The organism is Reinekea blandensis MED297 (assembly GCF_000153185.1).
In the GTDB taxonomy this organism is placed as follows: domain Bacteria; phylum Pseudomonadota; class Gammaproteobacteria; order Pseudomonadales; family Natronospirillaceae; genus Reinekea; species Reinekea blandensis.
The window spans coordinates 132167-154953 of sequence record NZ_CH724152.1; the positions used below are offsets into that span (position 1 = coordinate 132167).

General features: G+C 52.7%; 21 protein-coding genes. 17 read left to right on the top strand and 4 right to left on the bottom strand.

All coding sequences use genetic code 11. The features are described from left to right. Positions 1–418 precede the first annotated feature (418 nt). The 8 genes from MED297_RS12270 to mmsB all read left to right on the top strand — a co-directional run bounded on the left by MED297_RS12270 (position 419) and on the right by mmsB (position 9951). The gene (locus MED297_RS12270; RefSeq protein ID WP_008045345.1) at positions 419–1300 is read left to right on the top strand and encodes a carbohydrate ABC transporter permease; all 882 of its coding nucleotides are present in this window, start codon (positions 419–421) and stop codon (positions 1298–1300) included. Beyond that, the gene (locus MED297_RS12275) at positions 1297–2196 is read left to right on the top strand and encodes a carbohydrate ABC transporter permease (protein ID WP_008045347.1); all 900 of its coding nucleotides are present in this window, start codon (positions 1297–1299) and stop codon (positions 2194–2196) included. The genes MED297_RS12270 and MED297_RS12275 overlap by 4 nt, the downstream gene beginning before the upstream one ends. A gap of 169 nt (positions 2197–2365) precedes the next feature. Beyond that, entirely contained in the window at positions 2366–3679 is a 1314-nt protein-coding gene (locus MED297_RS12280; protein ID WP_008045349.1) for an ABC transporter substrate-binding protein, read from the top strand. A gap of 48 nt (positions 3680–3727) precedes the next feature. Continuing rightward, the gene (locus tag MED297_RS12285) at positions 3728–4744 is read left to right on the top strand and encodes a LacI family DNA-binding transcriptional regulator (protein ID WP_040557200.1); all 1017 of its coding nucleotides are present in this window, start codon (positions 3728–3730) and stop codon (positions 4742–4744) included. A 35-nt stretch (positions 4745–4779) separates the two neighbouring features. Continuing rightward, positions 4780–5739: a glycoside hydrolase family 43 protein gene (locus MED297_RS12290; protein ID WP_040557318.1), complete on the top strand. Its 960-nt coding sequence runs from the start codon at positions 4780–4782 to the stop codon at positions 5737–5739. A gap of 314 nt (positions 5740–6053) precedes the next feature. Next, positions 6054–7112: a multiple monosaccharide ABC transporter substrate-binding protein gene (gene chvE, locus MED297_RS12295; RefSeq protein ID WP_008045358.1), complete on the top strand. Its 1059-nt coding sequence runs from the start codon at positions 6054–6056 to the stop codon at positions 7110–7112. A gap of 99 nt (positions 7113–7211) precedes the next feature. After that, positions 7212–8762 carry a multiple monosaccharide ABC transporter ATP-binding protein gene (gene mmsA, locus MED297_RS12300; RefSeq protein ID WP_008045360.1) on the top strand — a complete coding sequence of 517 codons (1551 nt, stop codon included), beginning with the start codon at positions 7212–7214 and terminating at the stop codon, positions 8760–8762. Then, positions 8743–9951, top strand: a complete 1209-nt coding sequence (mmsB, locus tag MED297_RS12305) for a multiple monosaccharide ABC transporter permease (RefSeq protein ID WP_008045362.1) — start codon at positions 8743–8745, stop codon at positions 9949–9951. Before mmsA ends, mmsB begins: the two co-directional genes overlap by 20 nt. 58 nt (positions 9952–10009) lie before the next feature. Here mmsB and MED297_RS22090 read toward each other — a convergent pair whose 3' ends face one another. Further along, positions 10010–10195 carry a hypothetical protein gene (locus tag MED297_RS22090; RefSeq protein ID WP_154650929.1) on the bottom strand — a complete coding sequence of 62 codons (186 nt, stop codon included), beginning with the start codon at positions 10193–10195 and terminating at the stop codon, positions 10010–10012. Positions 10196–10251: 56 nt separating this feature from the next. Between MED297_RS22090 and dkgB the strand changes: the two genes are divergently transcribed. Then, positions 10252–11055 carry a 2,5-didehydrogluconate reductase DkgB gene (gene dkgB / locus MED297_RS12310; RefSeq protein ID WP_008045364.1) on the top strand — a complete coding sequence of 268 codons (804 nt, stop codon included), beginning with the start codon at positions 10252–10254 and terminating at the stop codon, positions 11053–11055. A 113-nt stretch (positions 11056–11168) separates the two neighbouring features. On the opposite strand, the gene ulaR is transcribed toward dkgB, so the two are convergent. Then, positions 11169–11948 (bottom strand): HTH-type transcriptional regulator UlaR, encoded by a 780-nt coding sequence (gene ulaR / locus MED297_RS12315; RefSeq protein ID WP_202594548.1) that lies wholly within the window; start codon positions 11946–11948, stop codon positions 11169–11171. 221 nt (positions 11949–12169) lie between these two features. Between ulaR and MED297_RS12320 the strand changes: the two genes are divergently transcribed. The 5 genes from MED297_RS12320 to MED297_RS12340 all read left to right on the top strand — a co-directional run bounded on the left by MED297_RS12320 (position 12170) and on the right by MED297_RS12340 (position 18658). Further along, positions 12170–12658 (top strand): PTS sugar transporter subunit IIA, encoded by a 489-nt coding sequence (locus tag MED297_RS12320; RefSeq protein ID WP_008045368.1) that lies wholly within the window; start codon positions 12170–12172, stop codon positions 12656–12658. 16 nt (positions 12659–12674) lie between these two features. Further along, positions 12675–14057 carry a PTS mannitol transporter subunit IIBC gene (locus MED297_RS12325; protein ID WP_040557320.1) on the top strand — a complete coding sequence of 461 codons (1383 nt, stop codon included), beginning with the start codon at positions 12675–12677 and terminating at the stop codon, positions 14055–14057. A 145-nt stretch (positions 14058–14202) separates the two neighbouring features. Next, positions 14203–16845 (top strand): phosphoenolpyruvate--protein phosphotransferase, encoded by a 2643-nt coding sequence (ptsP, locus tag MED297_RS12330; RefSeq protein WP_008045372.1) that lies wholly within the window; start codon positions 14203–14205, stop codon positions 16843–16845. A 71-nt stretch (positions 16846–16916) separates the two neighbouring features. Next, complete coding sequence (locus MED297_RS12335) at positions 16917–18089, top strand: mannitol-1-phosphate 5-dehydrogenase (protein WP_008045373.1); 1173 nt, start codon at positions 16917–16919, stop codon at positions 18087–18089. Positions 18090–18292: 203 nt separating this feature from the next. After that, a complete protein-coding gene (locus tag MED297_RS12340) occupies positions 18293–18658 on the top strand; it encodes a VOC family protein (RefSeq protein ID WP_008045374.1) in 366 nt (121 codons plus the stop codon). Positions 18659–18692: 34 nt separating this feature from the next. Here the strand turns inward: MED297_RS12340 and MED297_RS12345 are convergent, their stop codons facing one another. Both MED297_RS12345 and MED297_RS12350 read right to left on the bottom strand, forming a co-directional pair. Continuing rightward, positions 18693–19733, bottom strand: coding sequence for a zinc-binding alcohol dehydrogenase family protein (locus MED297_RS12345; protein ID WP_008045375.1), 1041 nt, complete (start codon positions 19731–19733; stop codon positions 18693–18695). A gap of 134 nt (positions 19734–19867) precedes the next feature. Further along, positions 19868–20440 carry a MarR family winged helix-turn-helix transcriptional regulator gene (locus MED297_RS12350; protein WP_040557201.1) on the bottom strand — a complete coding sequence of 191 codons (573 nt, stop codon included), beginning with the start codon at positions 20438–20440 and terminating at the stop codon, positions 19868–19870. Positions 20441–20667: 227 nt separating this feature from the next. Here MED297_RS12350 and ectA point away from each other — a divergent pair, with 227 nt between their 5' ends. The 3 genes from ectA to MED297_RS21890 all read left to right on the top strand — a co-directional run. Then, positions 20668–21174 carry a diaminobutyrate acetyltransferase gene (gene ectA / locus MED297_RS12355; protein WP_008045378.1) on the top strand — a complete coding sequence of 169 codons (507 nt, stop codon included), beginning with the start codon at positions 20668–20670 and terminating at the stop codon, positions 21172–21174. 29 nt (positions 21175–21203) lie between these two features. Beyond that, positions 21204–22529, top strand: a complete 1326-nt coding sequence (gene ectB, locus MED297_RS12360) for a diaminobutyrate--2-oxoglutarate transaminase (RefSeq protein WP_008045379.1) — start codon at positions 21204–21206, stop codon at positions 22527–22529. 109 nt (positions 22530–22638) lie between these two features. Beyond that, positions 22639–22787: ectoine synthase (locus tag MED297_RS21890; protein WP_008045380.1), on the top strand; the 149-nt coding region annotated here is incomplete at its 3' end.

Consider the following 22787-nt stretch of genomic DNA (forward strand, 5'->3'; position numbering starts at 1 on the left):
TTCGAACCCCTGAAAAGCTGTCATTACACAGTTCGCTGGCGTTTCGCAGCCTTGGCGCTTTTAAGCCTACAGGTCCTAAGCGACTAAGCAACAATCCCATCCGATCAGGTTTGACCCTGCTTGAGCCATTCACCCTTAAAATCCGCCTGTCCATAAGTGCCTGTTTTTACGGCATTTTCTCAGGCATGCTCTGAAAACTCAGGTACTGTCAGCCCCCGCTATGCCACGCCAGCCGGGCGTTTCGGGGTGATCCAGGCTACTTCTTTTAGATCACTGTTCCAGTCAATGTCCGAGGCATTTCGTCCATATTTTTGGCCGGTTATTCCTTGGTAACTAATATTATTAGTAATACTATTAACTCAACTTTAAAAACAATAAACGATGCAGCTCGGGGCCTCCGGTTGCATGGAGAACACACATGAGTACGGCGCAAATAAAAAGGACCGATTGGTCGGGTTTTTTATTCATCCTACCTTATCTGGTCATCTTCATTACCATGATTGTTATTCCTCTGTTCTGGGGGATTAATCTGAGTTTCCAGAAAGCCGACCTCTTTGGTCCGGGCGAGTTTGTCGGGTTCGAGAACTACGCTCGCTTGTTCAATAACAAGATCTTTCTGCAAACCGTTGGCAACACCTTTTACTTTGTTCTGTTAACCGTTCCGGTTTTAGTCGTTATCGGCCTTGGGCTGGCCTTGGCGCTGAACAAAGAAGCACCGCTGCAGAATGTGCTGCGCGGCATTTTCTTTTCGTCCACCATTCTGTCGGTGACGGTGGTCACACTGATTTGGCGGATCATCTTTATCCCCAATGACGGCCTGATGGCGAACATCTTTACTCAGTTTGGGTGGGAGCCGATTGCCTTTTTGTCCGATCCGGACTGGTCGCTGATCTCCGTTGCCATTGCCACCATCTGGTGGTGTCTGGGTCTGCCAATGATGTTGTTTGTCGCGGCCTTGCAGCAGATTCCGAAAGACCTTTATGAAGCCGCCTCGATCGACGGTGCCAACAAGATGCAGTCGTTCCTGTTCATTACGTTGCCATCGCTCTACAAAACCATTGTGCTGGTGACCATCATTCAGATTGTCATGCAGTTCCAGCTCTTTGGTCAGGCATTGCTGATGACCCAGGGTGGGCCGAATAACACGTCTCGTTCCATCGTGATGTTTATTTATGACGCGGGCTTCCGACGCTGGGACATTGGTTCCGCGGCAGCCGCCTCTCAAATTCTGTTCCTGTTGATTCTGATTGCTGCGATGGCGCAGTTCATTGTGACCCGTAAAAAAGGAGAGCAGATATGACCCTTTCAAAAGTCGATTCGCAGTTGTCTGCTTCTCCGATGGCACCGGAAACCACCTTTGGTCGCATTGTCCGCTTTGTCACGGGTAATGTCGGGCTGATGACCCTGATGATTCTTCTGTCGCTGCTGATGTTGGCACCGGCCCTGTGGACCATCGGCCTGAGCCTGAAGTCGAACGAAGAACTGATGATGGGAACCGATGCGGTCTTTTCGTTCCCGTACACGCTGAAGAACTATCTGGATATTTTTGAGAACTCCCATGTGTTCGGTTGGCTGGTTAACAGTCTGATTGTTTCCGGTGGGATGACCTTTGGTGTGTTGGCGATGTCGTCGCTGGCCGGTTATGCCTTTGCCCGTCTGGAGTTCCCATTCCGTCGCACCCTGTTTGTCATCATTCTGATGGGGCTGGCGGTACCGGAGCAGGCGGTGATTATTGCCCGCCATCAGATCTTCAGTGAGCTGGGGCTGCACAACACCCATCTGGGCTTGATGCTGCCGGGTATGTCAATGCCATTCGGCGTCTTCCTGATGACGCAGTTCTTTAAAGCGGTCCCGAAAGAAATTGATGAAGCGGCCATGCTCGATCATGCCAGCCGGTTGCAGATTTTCTGGAAAGTCCTGCTGCCGTTGACGCTGCCGGCACAGGCCACGCTGGGCATCCTGACGTTCCTGCAATCCTGGAACGACTATTTCTGGCCACTGATTTCTGCAACCGATCAGGACATGTTCACGCTGACGGTGGGGATTGCCTCGTCGCAGCAGAACTTTGCACAAAGTGAGGGGCTGGGCTTCCTGGCCTCACAGGCGATCTTCTCGGCGTTGCCGATCATCATCGTCTATGTGATTTTCCAGAAACACATCGTCACTGCCGTCGCCGGCGGTGCCGTGAAACAGTAACCAACCGGACCGCTGGCTGCTGTCAGTCGGCGGTTTGTGTTCGCCCGGTATCAAGGATTCGGTGTCGGGCAAAACGACTTCGGTCGTGACTCGCAAATTTGCAACGAAAACCCAGGTGGCCCGGAACGTCCGGAAACCTGAATCAAACAATTACAAGAGAAAGGGTTTAATGATGAAGACAACACAATGGCTTGTACCCGTCACGGTTGCTGCGCTGATGAGTGCCGGCGCCGCACAGGCAAAAACCGAACTGCATCTGCAGCGTTTCTTTGGAGCGTGTGAAGCTGAATACGGTACCAACACCGACGTCAGCGCGGCTGAAGGTGAGTGCGGAATCATGACGTCGCTGATCAATCAATTCGACGCTGAGCATCCGGACATTGAAGTCAAAGTCACCACCGTTGAATGGCCTGGATACGACCAGCTGACTGCACAGATGGCCAGCCGTACACCACCCGATCTGGTGACCATGCACAACTCAGTGATCTCCGATTACCAATCACGTCGTCTGATTCTGCCACTGGACGATCTGCTGGAAGATGCCGGTGTGTCGCCTGACGAGTTTACCTCCACAGCGCGTGCCGGTGTGACTCGTGATGGCGAAGTCTTCGGTCTGCCAATGGATACGTGGACCATGCTGTACCACATCAACCTCGATCTGATGGCCGAAGCGGATCTGTTGGATGCCGATGGCAACCCAATGCTGCCAGGTAGCCCAGAAGAAATGCTGGAGATGGCGCGTCAGTTTAAAGAAAAAACCGGTAAGCCATACCTGATTCAAATTCTGTCGAACGAAACGGCGGCCTATACCCGTCTGTTCTACACCTACATGTTCCAGCAGGAAGAAGACTTCTTCGGTAACGGCGAAGCGATCTCTCTGCAGAACGATGCCGCGCGTAACATCGTGCATCACTTTAAAACGATTTATGACGAAGGTCTGACCACGAAGAACATGGATTACCCAGCGACCGTGTCGGCTTTCTCCAGCGGTGAAGGTGGTATCCTGATGAACGGTAACTGGTTGCTCGGTGCGTACAACGTCGAATCTCAGAAGCCGGACAGCGAACTGTACAACGCTTACATCGCGTATCCGTACCCGCAGCTGTATGCCAACGATGATCTCTATGTTGACGGTCACTCTTGGGTAATGCCGAACAAGAAGCGCAACAAAGATGAACTGGCCGCTACCGCTGCGTTCTTCAAGTTCATGGCTGAAAATGACTACGAATGGTCTCGTACCGGTCACCTGCCAAGCGTGGAAGCGGTACTGGATAACCCAGACTTCCAGGCTCTGCCATACCGTTCTGACCTGGTGAGTGTGACCACTCGCGGTAAAGGTCTGCCAGCAGGCGTGAAGCGTCAGTTTGCGATTCAGGACATCATGGGTGAAGAACTGGCATCAGCCATCACCGGTGTGAAGTCTGTCGACGACGCTCTGGCGGATGCCGAAGCTCGGGTTAACGATCTGCTCTCTAATCTGTAAGACAACCGTCGCGGGAAGGGGGACGCCCCTTCCCTTGAGGACGCTACGATGCGAAAGAAAAAGGTAACCATGCTCGATATCGCGACCGCCGTTGGGGTGTCCCAGCCGACGGTTTCAGTGATATTAAATGGTTCAGACACGGTCCGGGTTTCGGAAGAAACCCGGCAACGTGTTTTACAGAAAGCTCAGGATTTGGGGTATCAGTTCCGGTCGGTTCAACATAGCTATCGACACCCGCGCATTGCGCTGGTCGTGAACAGTCTGAACATGCATGACCCCTTCATTAACGCGATCTCATCCGCCAAGGCTCGTGCCTGGGAGCGGGACGCGGTGTTGTCGGTATTTGATTATGAAGACAACGATGACCTGAAACGAGCGATATACGATGTCATTGAAGTGACGCGCTTCGATGGGGTGATCTATGCCCGCAACACACCCACTGAGTTAGCGATGGCGGAAGTTTGCCCAGCGGCCAATCGGGTGTTGCTGAACTGTTTTGATCCTACTGACAGCCAAGCACTGGCGTTACTGCCGGCCGATGGCATGGGCGGGTATCGGGCCTGTGAACATCTGATCAGTCACGGTCACCGGCGTATCGGCATGATTACCGGTGAGCCCTGGTCGCTGTCGTCTAAGTCGCGTGAACAGGGCTACCGACAGGCCATGACTCAGCATAACTTACCGGTGGATGACCGATGGGTGATTCCCGGAAACTGGTCGGTGAAGCAGGCGTATCTTGCTACCGAACAACTTTTGGATAGTGATCCGGACATGGATGCCATTTTCTGCGCCAGTGACCTGATGGCGCTGGGTGTCTATCAGGCCTTGCAAGGGCGAGGTTTGCGCATTCCACAAGACATTGCCTTAATCGGCTACGACAACCAATTGCTGGCGAATGAACTGACGCCGTCGTTGTCGAGTGTGGAACTGCCTTATGACGAAATGGGGCGTTTGGCGGTCGATGAGATCCTGGATCAATCGCCACCTGAACTGCCGATCATTCGGGTCGAAGGTGATGTGATTCACCGCGAGTCCAGCCGGGTTAAGACACTGGCCAACGCCTGATGAACTGAATTATTAACTTTTGAATGGTAACGACCATGACTCTTCAGAATCCGATCGTCGAGTGTCGGGCAGACCCGCACGTCACGCTGCACACCGACGGATATTATTATTTCACGGCCTCCGTGCCGGAGTACGACCGAATTGAAGTGCGCCGCGCGCGTACGTTGGATGCCCTCAGCAGCACCGATGAAATCGCAACGGTCTGGACCAAACCGGATCATGGCAAAACCAGTGATCTGATCTGGGCGCCGGAAATGCATTACTTCGATGATCACTGGGTGATCTACTTTGCTGCGGCGCCAAACCGCGAGATCAAAGACGGTGCGTTTCAGCACCGGATGTATGGACTGGTGTGTCGCGACGACAACCCGTTGACCGGGACCTGGGAGCCCGTGGTTCAGATTGATTCCGGGATCGACACGTTTTGCCTCGATGCTACTGTGTTCAAACATCAGGATCAGTGGTACTACCTGTGGGCACAGAAAGATCCGGTGATTCCGGGGAACTCCTGTTTGTACATTGCCACGATGTCGGACAGCACAACGTTGAGTTCAGACGCCGTCATGATCTCAAAGCCCGAGTTCGATTGGGAAATACGCGGCTTTTTGGTCAATGAAGGCCCGTCGGTCATTAAGCGCAATGGCAAGATTTTCATCAGCTATTCGGCCAGTGCCACCGATGAGCGTTACTGCATGGGCCTGCTCAGTGCTGATGACTCGGCGCCCCTGCTGGACCCGATGTCTTGGCAGAAAGCGACGTCACCGGTCTTTCAGAGCGTGCCGGAAAAATCCATATTCGGACCGGGGCATAACAGCTTTACCACGACGCCAGACGGCTCTGAAGATCTGATGATTTATCACGCCCGCAACTACACCAATATTGAAGGCGATCCGCTCTGGGATCCAAACCGGCACGCCTGTGTGCATCGCCTGAGCTGGGACGAAAACGGTTTTCCCGTCTTTGGCGAACCGCAAACTCAGGTCGCCCTCGGCTGATCTGACCAAAAGCCCGGTTGAATGCCATTATTGGCATTCAACCGGCCAGACCGTTCACTGTTCAATTGTCCATCCTTTTTCTGTCACCTCTCTCTTTGCAAAACCAATCTGGCGCCAGCCGCGCTGCCGAACCTTCCGAGTAACTGCTGATTATATGGAAGATTCCGCTACCTTCCCCCGATTCGATTGAAAAGGTTTTCTGCTTCCATAATCTGTCAGACAGCACTCAGTGACGTGACGACGCGTACCGATGCTGACGACTTCCAATGAATAAAAACAACAGAGGCAGGAATACCTGCCAGTGGAGTGACAAAATGAAAGCTTTAAAACTGCTCTTAACGGGTGCGTTGGTGGCTGGTCTGGCCGCCGTATCTGCTCCTACCTTTGCCAAAGATACCGTTGGCATCTCAATGCCCACCAAGTCTTCTTCTCGCTGGATTTCCGACGGCAACAGCATGGTCGAACAGTTCGAAGATGCCGGTTATAAAACGTACCTTCAGTACGCTGAAGACGACATTCCAACTCAGCTGTCACAAGTTGAAAACATGATTGTTCGCGGTGTGGACGTTCTAGTCATTGCAGCCATCGACGGTACAACCCTGTCCAGCGCTCTGCAGATGGCCGCCGATTCCGGCATCCAGGTGGTGGCGTATGACCGTCTGATTCGTGACTCCGGAAATGTGGACTATTATGCCACCTTCGATAACTTCCAAGTGGGTGTTCTGCAAGCGGAAGGCATCGTTCAGGGTCTGGATCTGCGATCCGGCAAAGGCCCGTTCAATGTTGAACTGTTTGGTGGTTCACCAGACGACAACAACGCCTACTTCTTCTACAACGGTGCGATGTCTGTACTGCAGCCCTACATCGACAACGGTCAGCTGGTGGTCGTCTCCGGTCAAACCGGTATGGATAAAGTGTCTACGCTGCGTTGGGACGGTGCTGTCGCCCAGGCGCGTATGGACAACCTGCTGAGTGCGCATTACACCGACAAGCGTGTTGATGCGGTTCTGTCGCCTTACGACGGTCTGAGCATCGGTATCATTTCTTCACTGAAAGGTGTCGGTTACGGATCTGCAGATATGCCAATGCCGGTCATTACCGGTCAGGACGCGGAACTGCCATCGGTTAAATCGATTCTGGCAGGCGAGCAGTCTTACACCATCTTCAAAGATACTCGTGAACTGGCCCGTGTCACCGTGGGTATGGTGGAAGCGATCATGAAAGGTACTGAGCCTGAGATCAATGACACCGAAACTTACGACAACGGCGTTAAAGTTGTGCCTTCTTACCTGCTCAAGCCGGTCCTGGTTGATGAAACCAACTGGGAACCCGTATTGATCGACAGCGGTTACTACGACGCGGATCAACTGTAAGTCTGTATTCCGGCCGTGTGTTGTACACGGCCGGTTTTAAGTGAGAGATGGCGTCAGCACGGCGCTCATCTCAGCGATACACAGTGAGTGAGGTCAGTCATGGCTGCCATCTTAGAAATGCGTCAGATCACCAAAACCTTTCCTGGGGTCAAGGCGCTGAACAATGTGAATCTGACCGTTGAAGAAGGTGAGATTCATGCGATTGTCGGCGAGAACGGCGCTGGCAAATCGACGCTGATGAAAGTGCTCAGCGGCGTCCACCCGGCCGACTCCTATGAAGGGGACATTGTTTACGACGGCCAGGTTCAATCCTTTAAAAATATTTCGGACAGTGAAGACAAGGGCATCATCATTATTCATCAGGAGCTGGCTCTGGTTCCTCAATTGTCCATTGCTGAAAACATCTTTCTGGGGAACGAGCAGGCCAAAGCCGGTTTGATCAACTGGGAAACCACTTTTAAGAAAACGCAGGAGCTGCTGCACAAAGTCGGCCTGACTGATTCTCCCGATTCGCTGATTTATGACATCGGTGTCGGTAAGCAGCAGTTGGTCGAGATTGCCAAGGCGCTGTCGAAAAACGTGCGGCTGCTGATTCTGGATGAGCCGACCGCCAGCTTGAATGAGAAAGACAGCGACGCACTGTTGGACTTGATGTTGGAGTTCAAACGTGCGGGCATGTCATCCATTCTGATTTCTCACAAACTCAACGAAGTGCGCAAGGTCGCCGATACCATTACCGTCATTCGCGACGGCGAATCGGTGAAAACGCTGGACTGCCGCGAAGACGGGATCGATGAAAAAGAGATCGTCAAACACATGGTGGGGCGTCCGCTCGAAGATCGATTCCCGGAAAAAACCGCCACTGTGGGTGAGGTGGTGTTTGAGGTCAATAACTGGAATGTCTATCACCATCTGAAACAGGACCGGCAGATTGTTAAAAATGCCAGCCTGAATGTTCGTCGTGGTGAAGTTGTCGGTATTGCCGGTTTGATGGGTGCCGGACGGACGGAACTGGCGATGAGCCTTTTTGGTCAATCCTATGGTAAGAACATCAGCGGTGAAGCGCTGCTGCATGGTAAGAAGCTCTCTTTGCGTACGGTCAGCGAAGCCGTGCAATCCGGTCTGGCCTACGTGACCGAAGACCGCAAAAACTATGGTTTGGTGTTAATTGAAGACATTGTCCGCAATATCTCACTGGCCAACCTCGATGGCATTTCTAAGCGGGGCATTATTGACGACACCGGTGAGTCGGGTGTTGCTGAACGCTATCGCAAAGACCTGAACATCAAATGCTCTAATGTCTATCAGAAGACCGTCAACCTGTCCGGTGGTAACCAACAGAAAGTTGTGTTGTCGAAATGGCTGTATTCGGACCCGGAAGTCCTGATTCTCGACGAACCGACACGCGGCATTGACGTCGGTGCAAAGTACGAGATTTACAGCATTATCGACAAGCTCGCAGCCGAAGGAAAATCGGTATTGATGATCTCATCCGAGATGCCGGAACTGTTGGGTATGTGCGACCGCATTTACGTAATGAACGAAGGTGAAATTATCGGCGAGCTGACGGCAAAAGAAGCCTCTCAGGAAGCCATTATGTCTATGATTATGAAGGCAGGAGACAAACAACATGTCGACGCAATCGTCTGAAGTATCGGTGGCGGCTTCCGAAAAGCCGAACGTTGTCACCAAATCCTGGAAAGGCAACATCCGTGAATACGGCATGCTGATTGCGCTTGTGGTCATCATGCTCTTTTTCCAGTTTCTGACCGACGGTGTCTTGCTGAAACCGTTGAACCTGACGAACCTGGTGTTGCAGAACAGTTACATCATTATTATGGCCATTGGTATGTTGCTGGTCATTGTGGCCGGTCACATTGACCTGTCGGTCGGCTCGGTGGTTGGCTTCATCGGTGCCTTAGCGGCGGTGTTGATGGTCAACTTCGACTGGGCGGTGGTGCCAACGGTGGTGGTTTGTCTGGCGACCGGTGGTTTGATTGGTGCTGCGCAGGGGTACTGGATTGCCTACTATCGGATTCCGGCCTTTATCGTGACGCTGGCGGGTATGTTGGTCTTTAAAGGGCTGACGTTGGCGCTGCTGAACGGACAGAGCGTGGGCCCGTTCCCGGAAACGTTCCAGCGACTGAGCTCGGGTTTCATCCCGGATCTGTTCGGCGAAGGCGGCTTCCACATGACGTCATTCCTGATTGGTTTGGCGCTGATCGCCTTCCTGTTCATCACCGGTTATAAAACCCGGCAGAAGCAAATCGCGCATCAGATTGCGGTAGAACCTTTCAAGTTTTTCCTGATCAAAAACGCGATTCTGTCGGTGGCGGCCGGTTACATTCTGTATCTGCTGTCGACTTATAAAGGTCTGCCGAATGTGCTGATCATCATGGCGCTGCTGGTTTCGGCCTACACCTTCTTCACCAACAAATCGACAACCGGTCGTCGCATCTATGCCATTGGCGGTAATGAGAAAGCGGCGATGCTGTCGGGTATCAACACCAAACGTCTGACGTTCCTGACCTTTGTGAATATGGGTGTGCTGGCCGCGTTGGCGGGTATGGTCTTCGCCGCGCGTCTGAACACAGCCACGCCGAAAGCCGGTCTGGCGTTTGAGCTGGACGTGATCGCGGCGGTCTTCATCGGTGGCGCATCGATGCAAGGCGGTGTCGGTAAAGTGACCGGCGCGGTGATTGGTGCCCTGGTCATGGGTGTGATGAATAACGGTATGTCGATCATGGGGATCGGTATTGATTGGCAGCAGGTTATTAAAGGTCTTGTGTTGCTCGCGGCGGTTATCTTCGACGTGTACAACAAAAACAAGGCATCTTGAGGTTCCTGGGAGGGTCACCCTCTGCACTGAGGACCGGGGTCGTGTCCACGGTCGTCTTTCAGCCCGCTTCGTGCGGGCTTTTTTTTATTGCATGGGTGGAAGAAACGTAGCGTGACGGGCCTGGGCATGCCTGCTGTTTTGTGTTGATTAACCGCAAGGAAGGATGGCCGATATTGGCCACGCGGCGGCGACATTTTCCTTTATTGCTTGAAATCGGCGTTTTCATCATCAGATTGACTGTCATCACGGTCTTTGTCTCTTCACTGTAGAGGCACAGGAACACACCTGAAGGAGTTCTTTATGTCCAGCATTCCGAATCTTGGTTTCGGTACTTTTCGATTAAAAGGTGATGCCGCGTATGAGGCGGTATCTTCGGCGCTGAAAGCCGGCTTTCGCCACATTGATACAGCGCAGGCTTACGATAATGAGGCGGAGGTTGGGCGCGCCATTGCAGACAGTGGCATCGCAAGAGAAGAACTGTTTGTCACCACGAAAGTCTGGATGAGCAATTATGACGACGCGCATTTTCTCGACAGTGTTCGTGACAGTCTGAAAAAACTGCAACTAGACGCCGTCGATTTATTGCTTTTGCACTGGCCGGATGAGTCCGGACGGGTTGAGATGGCGACCTACCTGACGTTGTTGAAAGAAGCAAAAGACCAGGGATTGACCCGAATGATTGGCGTCAGCAACTTTACCAATGCGCAGCTTGACCAGGCGGTTTCGATTCTTGGTGCCGGCGAGATCGCCACCAATCAGGTTGAAATTCATCCGTTTCTGCAAAACCGCAAGGTTATTGAAAAGGCTCGCCAGCATCGGATCAGGCTGACGGGTTATATGCCACTGGCCGTGGGTAAGGTGATGGAGGATGACACCCTGCGCTCGATTGCTGAAACGCATGGCGTCAGTCCGGCTGATATTGCTCTGGCCTGGCAGCTACAGCAGGGTTTCGTGACGATTCCGTCGTCAACCAATCCGGCGCATATTGAAAGCAACCTGAACGCGAGGGAACTGACCCTGAGCGACGAAGAGATGGCTGCCATTGCCAAGCTGGATCGCGGTGAGCGAATCGCCAATCCGGAGTTTGCGCCTGACTGGGACTGACCTCGCCACGCCATAAACTGTGCATGGCAGGCCACTTCGATAGGAGAGTAGGTCTGTGCCTCGTCGATTGTTTTTAGCCGTCGGGGCTGATCTTTGGTGCGCGGTTTAATGGCTCATACAAGCTCAACGTGTACATTGGCCGCGTGCAGTGCGGCCAGCACGTCCGGATCGGCCTGTTGACCGGTAATCACCATGTCCAGCTCTTCCAAACCAAACAGAGAGATGCCTCCGAAGACGCCGATGTTGGTGGAGTCGACCAGCGCGATGACTTTATCGGCGTAGTTCAGCATCTTTTTCTCTTCCATAAAGGCGAGCAGGGCTGACTTGGTCAACCCGCCTTCCGTCAGTCCATCGCCGCTGACGAACATGTAGCGCCCCTGATAACTGACATGAGTATCCGGCGAAACCAGCAGACTCTGGCTTTTCACGTATTGCCCGCCCAGTACGACCAGGTGTGGGTAGCCCTTGGAAATCAGATAGGTTACCAGTGGCAGATAATTGGAATACACATGCAGGTCGGTTTCCATCAGGTATTTGCCCATCAGAAAGGTGGTCTGACCCTCTCCGATAAAGATGTTGTCCTTGGCCTGGCAGATGTCGACCGCGCGTCGGGCGATACGATCGCATTCGTCGTAGTTCTTATAGTCCGAGATTTTCGGGTAAAAGTTGACCATGCCCGGTGAGTCGTTGCTGTTCGGAGACAGTATCTTCTCAGCGCCATTGCGGATCTTGCGCAGTTTGCCTTCTGCATCCAGATCAACAATGTCCCGTCGAACGGTGGCCGGCGAGCATTGCAATAAATCAACAAGCTGCTTAACTGTGGCGATCGAATGCTCGTTTAAATAGTCGAGGATCTGTCGGTGTCGGGCACGCATGGTCATGAGGTCAGTCACAGTGATTACTTGTGACGCATTATGATCATTTGTGATCTGATTGGCAAATAAAGTGGATCGTTGTCTGATTTTTTGATCAATTTTGAGTAAATTTGATTACTTGATCAGTACTTTTAAGCGGTTTTTTTCGATGTTAATTATATGACGTCAAAAGTGATCAGCATTTTTGACGACTTTTGATCCGGACGTATACTGGAAGCATGGAGTGAGAGGTAAAAATAATGAATAAATCGCTTATCACGAAAGAGACGATCTTGCTTGATTTCGAAGCAGATTCCAAGGCGGATGCAGTTCATCGAATTTGTGCCCACTTGTTTTTGTTGAAAAAGACACAGGATCCCTCAGGACTGTACCGCGATATCATTGCCCGTGAAGAAGTGGTCAGTACCTTTGCCGGTACACACACAGCCATTCCTCACACCATCAGTGATTACGTTGACGAGCCGGTTCTGGTGTTTGCGCGTCTGAAAGACGATGACTTCACCTGGAACGGGAACGATGAAGACGTTCGGTTCATTTTTTTACTTTCCGCCCCTAAAAAAGACGATCTGAAAAAGCTCCGGCAGAGTCAGTCGTATGTGTTCTCATCGATTGCCCAACTGCTCGGTCAACCCAAGGTCCTGGACCTGTGGCTGACCACGGAAGACAAACAGGTCGTGCTCGATAGTTTGCTTCAAGCAATTGAAACCAATCGAACAATAACAATCTAATTGGGGAGGCATGAAAATGTCTGGTAACAATCTGAAAGTTGGAGTCCAATCCGTTGGGCGTTTTCTAAGCGGCATGGTCATGCCGAACATCGGGGCGTTTATTGCCTGGGGTCTGATCACTGCGTTGTTCATTCCTACTGGCTGGCTGCCTAACGAATCGCTTTCCGCGATGGTTGGCCCGATGATTACCTACTTGCTGCCACTGCTGATCGGTTATACCGGCGGTAAGATGGTTGGTGGTGAACGTGGCGCGGTTGCCGGTGCTATTACGACCATGGGTGTCGTGGTTGGTGCTGACATTCCTATGTTCCTCGGCGCGATGCTGGTCGGTCCTCTGGGCGGTCTGGCTGTTAAGAAGTTTGACGAGCAGGTGCACGGTAAGATCAAGCCGGGCTTTGAAATGCTGGTCAACAACTTCTCACTGGGCATCATCGGCATGATCGTTGCGATCCTTGCCTACCTGGTCATCGGTCCTATCGTTGAAGCGCTGACCACGGCACTGGGTAACGGTGTTGGTGCGATCGTTGAAATGAAACTGCTGCCACTGGTGTCTATCCTGGTAGAACCTGCGAAGATTCTGTTCCTGAACAACGCCATCAACCACGGTGTCTTCACACCTCTGGGTGCGGCGGAGTCTGCTGAGTTCGGCGCGTCTATCTTCTATCTGATCGAAACCAACCCTGGTCCAGGTCTGGGTATCCTGCTGGCGTACATGTTCGTTGGTAAAGGTACTGCTCAGAAGTCTGCCTACGGTGCGAGCATCATTCACTTCTTCGGTGGTATTCATGAGATTTACTTCCCATATGTCCTGATGAAGCCAAAACTGATCCTCGCGGTTATCGCGGGTGGTATGTCTGGTGTTGCTTTCAACATGATCACTGGTAACGCACTGGTCGGTCCTCCGTCTCCGGGTTCTGTATTTGCTCTGGGTCTGATGTCTACTAAAGGTCTGGGCATTCTGCTGACGCTGGCATCCATTGCTGTCGCCGCGACTGTTTCATTCCTGATCGCTGCCGTCATGATCCGTAACGACGTTGAAGCGTCTGACGATCTGGAAGCTGCACAAGCCGCCGTCGCTGCGAGCAAAGCAGAATCTAAAGGTCAGGGCGCACCTGCTCTGTCTGCAGAATCTGTCCGCAAAATCGTTGTTGCCTGCGACGCGGGAATGGGATCCTCTGCCATGGGTGCTTCGGTACTGCGCGGCAAGGTTCAGGAAGCGGGTCTGGATATCGAAGTGACAAACGCTGCGATTAACGACCTGAGTGATGCTGACATCGTGATCACCCAAGGTGAACTCACGGCTCGTGCCAAGGCAAAACTGCCAGGCGCGCAACACTACAGCATTGAGAACTTCATGGACTCTGGTTTCTACGACAACCTCGTCTCCAAACTGGTCTGATGACCTCTCAAGGATTGTCATAATCTGACAAACGCACACGGATGTGCCGAATTTCTAAGACGGTTGGCAAGACCAGCCGTCCGGACGTAAAGCCCGATTGGCTTTACGCCAGATACTCAAATTATCAATGGTAAACGGGATCGCTATGTCCTTCTTCAAGAAATTAGTCCGCGGTTCAGGTGCTGATGAACAGAAAGCACCACAGAACCCACAGACCCAGCCGGTTAAGCCGACTCAAAACAAGCCGACTCAGCAGAAACCTGCCGCGGCTCCAGCGGCGAGCACGCTGTCTCTGGAACCCAAACAGATTCTGCTCAAGCAGTCGCTGGCCAGCAAAACTGAGGTGTTGACTCTGATTTCGGACACGATGCAGACACTGGGTTTTGTTACCGGAGATTACACCAAGGCCTTGGCGGATCGTGAAGCCAAAGTCAGTACCTATCTGGTTAACGGTGTTGCCATCCCGCACGGAACCAACGAAGCCAAGTCGCAGGTCAAGAAGACCGGACTGGTGATCGTTCAGGTGCCGGCCGGTGTCACCTGGAATGATCAGGGCGATCAAGCGCACTTTATCGTCGGTATTGCGGCTAATGGTGACGAACATTTGGGTGTACTGCAGCAGCTGACGCAAGTCGTGATGGATGAGGCAAAAGCCAAACATCTCGGATCGAACGCAAACGTGCAGGATATTGTGCAGGCACTCAACACGAATCTGGCCGCCGGGCAAACCGAGGAAGATTTCTCCAACGCTGCGGAGGCCCTCGTCATAGACGAAGCAGGGTTGCATGCCCGGCCGGCCAGTCTTATTTCTGAAAAAGCATCTGAGTTTAAAGATTGCCAGATTCGCATTCGCTGCAAAACCGTCAGTGCGAATGCTAAGTCCATGGCGTCGCTGTTGACTCTGGGTGCGCAAAAAGGTGACACGCTGGTGGTGTCCGCAGAAGGCAATCAGGCGGCGAAAGCCATTGAAGCTCTGGTCGCGATGATTAATGCGGGTCTGGACAGCGAAGACGACACCGAAAGCAACAACTACACGCCTCTGACGACCTTACCGGCACTGACGGGTGTCAAAGCCGCTCAGGCGCTGACCGGTAAAGCGGCGTCGCCGGGTATCGCTCTGGCACTGCAGTATCGCCTGACCGAAAAGCAGGTCGATGTCAGCCGAGAAGCTGGCAACATCGATGAAGAAAAGCAGCGCCTGACAGATGCGCTGGCTGAAGCGGCCACGCAGTTAGATGAACTGAAAGCACGGCTGCAGAACAAAGCACCGAAAGAAGCCGCCATTATTCAGGCTCAGAAACAACTGCTGCAGGATGAGATGATTCTGGAGCGTACTCAGGAGTTGATCGGCCATCGCAATTCGGCCGCCTGGTCATTCCGCGAAGCGATTCAGGATCAAATTGATTCGCTGTCGCAGGTTGAAGACGAGCGCCTGAAAGCGCGTATTGTTGACCTTCAGGATGCCTGCCAACGGGTTCTTGCCATCCTCAGCGGCGAGCAGACGCAACAAGGCTATCCAGAAAAACCTTTCATTCTTCTGGCTCGCGATCTGACTCCGTCACAAACGGCCGGCCTCGATAGTGTACCGATTAAAGCGATCTGTACCGAACTGGGTGGCCCGAACAGTCACATGGCCATTCTGGCACGCGCTCTGGGTATTCCAGCACTGGTTGGTTTGGGTGATGGTGCTCTGGCTGCCCTGGAAAACGGCACACCGGCCATTGTCGACGCGCAGGGCGCAACCCTGTACAGCGCTCCGGACGCGGCCGGTATTCAAGCAGCGAAGGCCGCGATCGGTCAGTGGCAGGAAATGCGTAAAGCCGAAGACGCTCAGAAGCACGAACCGGCACAGACCCGCGACGGTCATCATGTGGAAGTGGTCTGTAACATCGCCAATCCGGAAGACTCTGCCAAGATTCTTGGTCAGGGCGGTGAAGGTGTCGGCCTGTTGCGTACTGAGTTCCTGTTTGAAGCTGCACCGAAAGAGCCAAGTGTCGAAGAGCAGATGGCTTCACTGAAAGCCATTGTCAACGAACTGGGCGATCGTCAAATTGTGGTTCGCACCTCCGACATCGGCGGTGATAAGCCAGTGCAGTGGATGAACATGCCACACGAAGACAACCCGTTCCTGGGTATTCGAGGTCTGCGCCTGTCGATGCAGCACGAAGACGTCTTCCGTCGTCAGCTCGAAGCAATTTACCGGGTTGCGGCCTGGCAAGTTAAAGAGCAGGGCAGTACGGGATTGCACATCATGTTCCCGATGATTGCCAAGCTGTCAGAATGGCAGTGGGCACGTGATATTGCAGAGCTGGTTCGTAAAGGTCTGAATGCACCGGAACTGCCATTAGGCATCATGATCGAAGTGCCGTCGGCGGTATTGATTGCCGATCACTTTGCGCGTGAAGTTGACTTCTTCTCGGTCGGTTCTAACGATTTAACTCAGTACACACTGGCCATGGACCGTCTGCACCCGCAGTTGGGTAAAGAAGCGGACAACTACCATCCGGCGATTCTGAAAATGATCGAAGCCACCGTTAAAGCGGCTGACGCTCACGGTAAGTGGGTGGGTGTGTGCGGCAACATGGCCGCCGATCCAAACGTTGCTGCGCTGTTGGTTGGCCTGGGTGTGAAAGAGCTGTCTGTATCGCCATCCAATGTGGCCGCCGTGAAGAACATCATTCGCGCTGTCAGTTATGACAAGCTCAAGATCAAGGCTCAGAAAGCACTGGAAATGGGCAGCTCCGAAGCCGTGATGGCGCTGTATCGGAATCACGACGACCTGGTGTAATAACAGGTGGGCCGTCGCCTTCGAGGAAGGCGATGGCCGAACAGAATTGACCGTTAGTAATAGGAAATCGTATGAATGCTCTACATTTTGGTGCTGGCAACATTGGCCGCGGCTTTATTGGTAAGCTGCTGGCAGATGCCGGCTTCCACGTTACGTTTGCCGATGTAAATGATGAAGTGGTGAGCGCGCTGGCCGAGCGTCAGGCGTATCCGGTAAAGATTGTTGGTGAAACCGAAGTGACCGAAGCCGTGACGAATGTAACGGCGGTGCGTTCGGACAGTGAAGCGGTTCTGGAAGTGATTACCCAGGCCGATGTCATCACCACCGCGGTTGGTCCGAATGTTCTTAAGTTTATTGCTCCAACGCTCGCCAAAGGTCTGGCTCTGCGACAGGCGAGTGGTAATGAAAAACCGCTGAACATCATTGCCTGTGAAAACATGGTGCGCGGAACGTCTGCTCTGAAAGCCATGGTTCTTGAGGTGTTGCCGGAAGAATCCGCCGCCTTTGTTGCTGAGCACGTTGGCTTTGTGGATTCCGCCGTAGACCGCATTGTGCCGCCGGCCGATCCCGGTGAAACCGATGTACTGGCCGTGACGGTTGAGTCGTTCAGTGAATGGATCGTTGACCAGACTCAGTTTGCCGGTGAACTGCCGGTCATCGCTGGCATGGAACCGACTGACAACCTGATGGCGTTTGTTGAACGCAAGCTGTTTACCCTGAATACCGGTCACCTGATTACCGCCTACCTAGGCTATCTGTCCGGTAAGAAAACGATTAAAGAAGCCATCGAAGATGGCGTCATTGCGGCCAAAGTTCAGGCAGCGATGGAAGAAAGCGGCGCGGTTCTGATCAAACGTTATGGTTTCGATCCGCAAGCGCACGCGCAATATATTGAGAAGGTGCTGAAGCGTTTTGCCAACCCATATCTGGTGGATGAAGTTGATCGTGTGGGTCGTCAGCCGATTCGTAAGCTGGGTGCTGAAGATCGTTTGATCAAGCCGCTCAACGGCACACTGGAGTATGGCTTGCCGAATGCTCACCTGCTGTTGGGTATTGCCGGCGCTTTCCTGTACCAGAACGACGATGATCCGCAGGCGGTTGAGTTGCAGCAATACTTTGCGGAACACGGATTCAAGAAAACACTGGCGCATTACGCGGGATTGGACGAAGCGTCGGACATTGTTGCCGAAGCTGAAGCCACCTACCAGAAAACAGCGGCTGAACCTCAGGATGCTGCTGACTGAAAACCATGACGTGTGCTTCCCACCGCATGTTTTTAAGCGCCGCAAGGCGCTTTTTTTATGCCGTTTAAACGTCCGTTATTAATGCGGGCTTTCGTTTCCCGCAGCTAATCTTTAAGCGATATTCCGATGTGGTCTGCTGACAATACCTGTCATGGTTGAGTGGTTATACTGAGCAACTACATGAGACATTACAGGGAGATTGCATGAATACCCATGAAAAGCTGAACTATGTCGAATTTGGAGCCAGGGACCTGGCGGCGACGAAAGCCTTTTTCAGTCAGGCATTTGGATGGACGTTCATTGACTATGGGCCGGACTACACTGCTTTTGACAACGAAGGCTTGGACGGCGGGATCTACCGGTCTGAGCTTTGCAGCCGGAGTGAGCAGGGCAGCGCCTTGTTGATTTTTTACAGCGATAATCTTTTGGCGACACAGACCAAGGTTGAGCAGGCCGGCGGAGATCTCATCCGGCCGATTTTTGACTTCCCCGGCGGCTGCCGGTTCCATTTTACTGAACCCAGTGGCAATGAATTTGCCGTCTGGTCAGAAGATCGCGGTGCCGGCTGAGAAACTTAAAGCACTCTGCGGACACGCGACATAATCAGAAGCCTTCAAGGACCAGCTTGCCAATGGCGCTGCCAGCTTCCAGCTCGGCATGAGCCGCACGCAGGTTGGTCGCATTGATGGTGCCGAGATGTTTGCCCAGCGTAGTCTTCACGTAACCCTGGTCAATCAGCTCGGCGACATGGTTCAGCAAATGATGCTGTTCAATCATATCGACGGCCTGGAACATCGATCGGGCGTACATAAACTCAATGTGCAGTGACAGGCTCTTCGGTTTCATGGCCATGTAGTTCAGCGGCTGCTGAGGGTCATCGATCAGAGCAATGCGACCAAAGGGGGCCAGCATTTCGATGTAACTGTCAAAGTAGGCATCGGTCGCGTTCAATGAGGCGACATGGGTAAGCGAACCAAGGCCCTCTTTTTGGGTCAGCTCCGCCATTTGCTCAGCCAGTGGCTGGGTGTGGTCTAGCACATAGTCAGCGCCCAGTTGTCGAACCCAGTCCACCGATTCAGGGCGCGAGGCCGTCGCAATCACGGTGGCACCGGTCAGCGCTTTGGCCAGTTGCAGCAAGATGGAGCCGACTCCGCCGGCAGCACCGACCACCAACAGCACTTCCTGAGTGGTGGTTTTGGTTTCCGGGGTCTGCTTTTGCAACTGCAGGTGCTCGAACAACATTTCATAGGCGGTGATTGAGGTCAGCGGCAAGGCGGCCGCTTCGGCCGGGCTCAGTGTTTTGGGTTTATGACCGACGATGCGTTCATCAACCCGCTGAAACTCAGCATTGGTGCCTTGTCGGTTGAGGTCGCCAGCGTAGTAGACCTGGTCGCCGATTTCGAACAGGGTAACGTCTTCACCGACAGCAACCACTTCTCCGACGGCATCCCAACCGAGCACAACCGGCTCGTCCTCGGTGCCGGCTCGTCGGCGTCGGATTTTGGTATCGACAGGGTTCACGGCGATGGCTTTGACCTGGATGAGTAAGTCCCGACCCTGAGCAACGGGCTTGGGCAGATCAAGGTCCTGCAGGGCATTCGGATTCTGAATGTCCAATGACTCAGTGTAACCAATGGCTTTCATGGGTGCTTTCCTGTTCGTGAAATTACGAGCCTACAGGATAAAGTCAGTGAAGGGTCTTGACCACCATCCAATCGGTGGAGTGTCAACGGGTCTGCTGTTAAAAGCGAGTGAGGGCTTAAGAAAGGGGTGAAGACTCACCCCTCGTCTTTGTAGGCCTCAGAATAAGCAGAATGCTTTTCCATGCGGGTGTCTTGTCGGTCCAGCAAGCCAATATCGAGGACCGGAGAGGCGTCGATGTGCTGAGCGTCCATCATATGGGCAATACGCTGCAGTGAGGCAATGATCATGGTCTGTTCCCATTCCTGCAGATCACTGAACTGTCGGCTGAACTGGTCCTGTAACGGCGCAGGCGCCGCTTGCAGCATTTCAAAGCCGGTATCGGTGAGAACCGCGTGCACTTTTCGTTTATCGGTGGTCGAACGCTCTCGATACACCAGCCCGCGCTTTTCCAGTCGATCGATGATCGTGGTCACAGTGGCCTGACTGAGGTTCATGCTGCTGGCCAACTGGCCAATGGTTTTTTCACCTTGGTCGCGAATGGTCTGCAGAAGCAGAATCTGCGGCGCGGTCAGTCCGGTGGTTTTCGCCAGATACTTCGAATGCAGATCGGTTGCTCGAATCACGCGGCGTAACGCCACCAGTACTTCGTCTATTTTTTCCACGTCTAGGTCCGATACTTCTTTAGAGGTCAATGGAAAAGTATACATCAGGCCCTCCTCTTGGCGGTATAACTCTTTATCGTTGCTTATTTCTTTAGAATTCATCACAAAAACAAACGCATTTTGCTACTGGAAATTTAATTTATTTAGTGTACTATGCTTTTCTGAATTCATTGAAAGGTTAATTTTTAATCAATTATAGCCTTATATCGCCACATAAATGCAATATTTTTATGTTTCCGGCTTCATTTTGATTAGAGTTAAAAATATTAGATATGAATATGATGAGTGACGAAGGACTGCTGACATTGAGCGCCCCGGACTCCGCCGATGGGTTCGGTGTTCACCAGTTGATTGCGCGTTGCAAGCCCTTGGATGAGAACTCGGTCTACTGCAACCTTTTACAGTGCGATCATTTTTCGGCCACGTCGGTCATTGCCAAACGTGGCGACGACGTCGTTGGTTTTATCAGTGGTTACCTGATACCGGATCGTCCCGACACCCTGTTTGTCTGGCAGGTGGCCATCGACGAATCCGCCCGAGGTCAGGGGCTGGCCACCAAGATGCTCCGTCATATTCTGGGTCGGCCGGCGTTGTCGGGGGTTCAGTATCTGGAAACCACCATTACGGCTGATAACGACGCATCCTGGGCTCTGTTTACCCGGTATGCCGAGAAAATGAATGCTCAAGCTGAGAAAACTGAGCATTACGGCAAAGAATCACATTTCAATGGCGAGCACGACAGCGAGTGGTTGTACCGCATCGGCCCGTTTAACGCTTAATACGAATCAGAGAATCACTGGAGACGACTATGAAAATTTTTGAAGAAATTGAATCGGAAGTTCAATCTTATGCCCGTTCTTTTCCACGCATTTTTAATCGCGCCAAAGGCGAACTGCTGTGGGACGAAGAAGGTAACGAATATCTCGACTTCCTGGCGGGTGCCGGTACGTTGAACTATGGCCACAACAATGACGTCTTTAAAAAGGCGTTGCTGGAGTACATCGAAGCCGATGGCATCTCCCACGGTCTGGATATGCACACCAAGGCCAAGGAAACGTTTCTGGAAACCTTTAACGAAGTCATCCTGAAGCCTCGCGGTCTGGAATACGTTGTTCAGTTTACCGGTCCTACCGGTACCAACGCCGTTGAAGCCGCGATGAAGCTGGCGCGTAACGTCACCGGTCGCGAAAACATCATTTCCTTCACCAACGGTTTCCATGGTGTGAGCCTGGGTGCGTTGTCGGCAACCGGTAACGCTCACCATCGTGGTGCTTCCGGTGTTTCAATGCCCGGCATTACCCGTATGCCATTCGATGGCTACATGGGCGATGACATCGATACCAATGCTTACCTCGATAAAGTGTTGTCGGATTCAAGCTCAGGTATTGACAAGCCAGCCGCGGTCATCGTTGAGACCGTTCAGGGTGAAGGTGGCGTGAACGCGGCCAGCCCAGAATGGTTGCGCGGTCTGCAGGACGTTTGTCACAAACACGACATTCTGATGATCCTTGATGACATTCAGGCGGGTTGTGGTCGTACCGGTACGTTCTTCAGCTTTGAAGAAGCCGGTCTGAAACCTGACATCGTAACCATGTCTAAGTCGCTCAGCGGCTATGGTCTGCCTTTCGCGGTAGTGATGTTCCGTCCGGAGCTGGACCAATGGAAGCCGGGTGAACATAACGGCACCTTCCGTGGTAATAATCTGGCATTTGTCACAGCCACGGCTGCGTTGAACACTTACTGGAAAGACGATGCTTTCGAAAAAGAAATCAAGCGCAAGGCCGACTACGTTTCAGAGCGGTTGAATGGTCTGGCGGATCAGTTTGGTGATGGCAACTTCACCCTGAAAGGTCGCGGCATGTTCCAGGGCATTAACTGTGTTGACGGTGAGCTGGCGTCAAAAATCACCAAAGAGTGCTTTGCCAATAATCTGATTATTGAGACCAGCGGTGCAGAAGACCAGATTATTAAAATCTTCTGCCCGTTAGTGATCACCGATGAGAACCTGAAGAAGGGTCTCGACATTCTGGAAGCCGCCGTGAAGAAAGTCTGCGCCAAAATTGACGAGTTTCCGGAAGAGAGCGACTACTTTGATCATGTCCAGGTGGGTGAAGACGCCCAGTGGGCAAGCTAAGCACCAAAGCGCTGAACGAAGCCGGGGATTCAATACCCCGGCAGCATCATTGATTTCAGAGCGTGTGCCGCTCCTCTCGTACACGCTCGCTTTTTAATTTGGAGTGAACATGATTGTCAGAACGTTGAAAGAGTGTCAGGAAAATGGCCGCATGATTACCGACCCGCAGGGTGATTGGGACAGTACGCGTCTGTTGCTGAAAAACGATAACATGGGCTTTTCCTTCCACATCACAACGATCTACCGGGGTGCAGACTT

Excerpts from the sequence above, each read along its gene's own strand:
- mmsA (WP_008045360.1), top strand. The coding sequence starts at position 7,212 with ATGGCTGCCATCTTAGAAATGCGTCAGATCACCAAAACCTTTCCTGGG.
- MED297_RS12270 (WP_008045345.1), top strand. The coding sequence starts at position 419 with ATGAGTACGGCGCAAATAAAAAGGACCGATTGGTCGGGTTTTTTATTC.
- mmsB (WP_008045362.1), top strand. The coding sequence starts at position 8,743 with ATGTCGACGCAATCGTCTGAAGTATCGGTGGCGGCTTCCGAAAAGCCG.
- chvE (WP_008045358.1), top strand. The coding sequence starts at position 6,054 with ATGAAAGCTTTAAAACTGCTCTTAACGGGTGCGTTGGTGGCTGGTCTG.
- dkgB (WP_008045364.1), top strand. The coding sequence starts at position 10,252 with ATGTCCAGCATTCCGAATCTTGGTTTCGGTACTTTTCGATTAAAAGGT.
- MED297_RS12285 (WP_040557200.1), top strand. The coding sequence starts at position 3,728 with ATGCGAAAGAAAAAGGTAACCATGCTCGATATCGCGACCGCCGTTGGG.
- MED297_RS12290 (WP_040557318.1), top strand. The coding sequence starts at position 4,780 with ATGACTCTTCAGAATCCGATCGTCGAGTGTCGGGCAGACCCGCACGTC.
- MED297_RS12320 (WP_008045368.1), top strand. The coding sequence starts at position 12,170 with ATGAATAAATCGCTTATCACGAAAGAGACGATCTTGCTTGATTTCGAA.
- MED297_RS12275 (WP_008045347.1), top strand. The coding sequence starts at position 1,297 with ATGACCCTTTCAAAAGTCGATTCGCAGTTGTCTGCTTCTCCGATGGCA.
- ectA (WP_008045378.1), top strand. The coding sequence starts at position 20,668 with ATGAATATGATGAGTGACGAAGGACTGCTGACATTGAGCGCCCCGGAC.
- MED297_RS12335 (WP_008045373.1), top strand. The coding sequence starts at position 16,917 with ATGAATGCTCTACATTTTGGTGCTGGCAACATTGGCCGCGGCTTTATT.
- MED297_RS12325 (WP_040557320.1), top strand. The coding sequence starts at position 12,675 with ATGTCTGGTAACAATCTGAAAGTTGGAGTCCAATCCGTTGGGCGTTTT.
- ectB (WP_008045379.1), top strand. The coding sequence starts at position 21,204 with ATGAAAATTTTTGAAGAAATTGAATCGGAAGTTCAATCTTATGCCCGT.
- MED297_RS22090 (WP_154650929.1), bottom strand. The coding sequence starts at position 10,195 with ATGACAGTCAATCTGATGATGAAAACGCCGATTTCAAGCAATAAAGGA.
- MED297_RS12280 (WP_008045349.1), top strand. The coding sequence starts at position 2,366 with ATGATGAAGACAACACAATGGCTTGTACCCGTCACGGTTGCTGCGCTG.
- MED297_RS12340 (WP_008045374.1), top strand. The coding sequence starts at position 18,293 with ATGAATACCCATGAAAAGCTGAACTATGTCGAATTTGGAGCCAGGGAC.
- MED297_RS12350 (WP_040557201.1), bottom strand. The coding sequence starts at position 20,440 with ATGTATACTTTTCCATTGACCTCTAAAGAAGTATCGGACCTAGACGTG.
- ptsP (WP_008045372.1), top strand. The coding sequence starts at position 14,203 with ATGTCCTTCTTCAAGAAATTAGTCCGCGGTTCAGGTGCTGATGAACAG.
- MED297_RS12345 (WP_008045375.1), bottom strand. The coding sequence starts at position 19,733 with ATGAAAGCCATTGGTTACACTGAGTCATTGGACATTCAGAATCCGAAT.